This is a genomic window from Alteromonas alvinellae (assembly GCF_902705805.1).
This window is the reverse complement of sequence record NZ_CACSIH010000007.1, coordinates 1-1,211: the sequence shown is the minus strand read 5'-3', so window position 1 is coordinate 1,211 and position 1,211 is coordinate 1. Positions and strand designations below refer to the sequence as shown.

Genomic DNA, 1,211 nt, shown 5'->3' with positions numbered 1-1,211 from the left:
TTTAGACGAAAGAAAATAGTGGGGTCAGAGTCACGACTCTGACCCCATTTCTTTAAAAGTGGTAGGCGTAGGATAGATTCAGGAAGTCTAGCCCTGGATTGTCGTTATTAAAGCCACCGTTTGAAAAGTGCATATAGCGCAGCGCAACGTGTTGCTTCTTATCGAGCTCTACAAACACGCCCAATCTATCTTCAAATTGGTAGTTAGAGCCAATATCCTTTCCAGCTACCTGTTGATCATCAATGTAACTTACACCTATTCCTGCTTCTAAATATACAGGGTATTTTTCATATAACGTAGTTACCTTTTTCATAAAAACAGGGGTCAGTGACGCGCCATAGCTTGTACTATGTTTATCGTTCTTACCATATTCCCAAACGACGGCACTAACTTCCCAATAGAGCTTTATGTCGCCAAACCAATCGGTAGCTAATGTTTGTTCAAGCGGTCTATATGCGAAGCGCATACCGTCAATATCATCAAATCCATGCATATAGTCGACACTGACGGTCTGCTTTGCCTGAGCGCTACTGGCGGTAAATATGATGAAAAAAGAAAATAAAAGTAGTGATAACTGTTTCATAAATGCTCCTTGATATAACAACCTACAAGCAAAAATTTTTCCAAATAAAAAAGGTAATTATTTCAGATAGATAAATTATATCTAAGGTCAAGTATTTAGCTGGCGCAGGTCTATATTACTGATGTCCTTGAAGTTTTTACAAGGGAAAATTGCTTTGCTTTACTAATCTAACCCAAACTAAGTTTTAAGAAATATTGTAAGAAGAGCAGTAGCGGCAACAGACCTATCAAATGCGCATGTGAATAGATGTGCGTCATTCTCGCAAAGCGACGAGTTCTTTATTTCCAAACTTCTTCAGCTTGCAAGTCCTGTTCTTTTAGAAGTTGCTGAGACAATTTTTCAAAAGAAGTTATTCCGTATTTTGCTTTTATACTATTAATTAACTCGGGGTTTGAGGCTATGAAATTATTCAGTTCACTGATGATGTCTTTGTGGTAAAGGGTAGATAAAGAAAAAGGGATTTCGTTATGAGGAAGTGTTAAATCTAAAGTAAACGCGCCTTTCTCATAGGATAGTGGTGTGGAACTTTGGCTGACAAAGTATTCCAAATCTAACCCATCGACACGCTCTTGATTTAAAAGGTCAAAGCCCTGCTGTATGCTAAGGCGTGTTGATCTTTCGTGATTAG

At 38.2% G+C, this 1,211-nt stretch carries 1 protein-coding gene and 1 pseudogene; both read right to left on the bottom strand.

All coding sequences use genetic code 11. The annotated features are described in order from the left end of the window. Nucleotides 1-52: 52 nt before the first annotated feature. Complete coding sequence (locus ACX5KA_RS00040; RefSeq protein ID WP_458730163.1) at nt 53-583, bottom strand: acyloxyacyl hydrolase; 531 nt, start codon at nt 581-583, stop codon at nt 53-55. Between the two features lie 278 nt (nt 584-861). Then, a pseudogene (locus ACX5KA_RS00035) lies at nt 862-1,211 on the bottom strand (hypothetical protein); the annotation flags it as partial.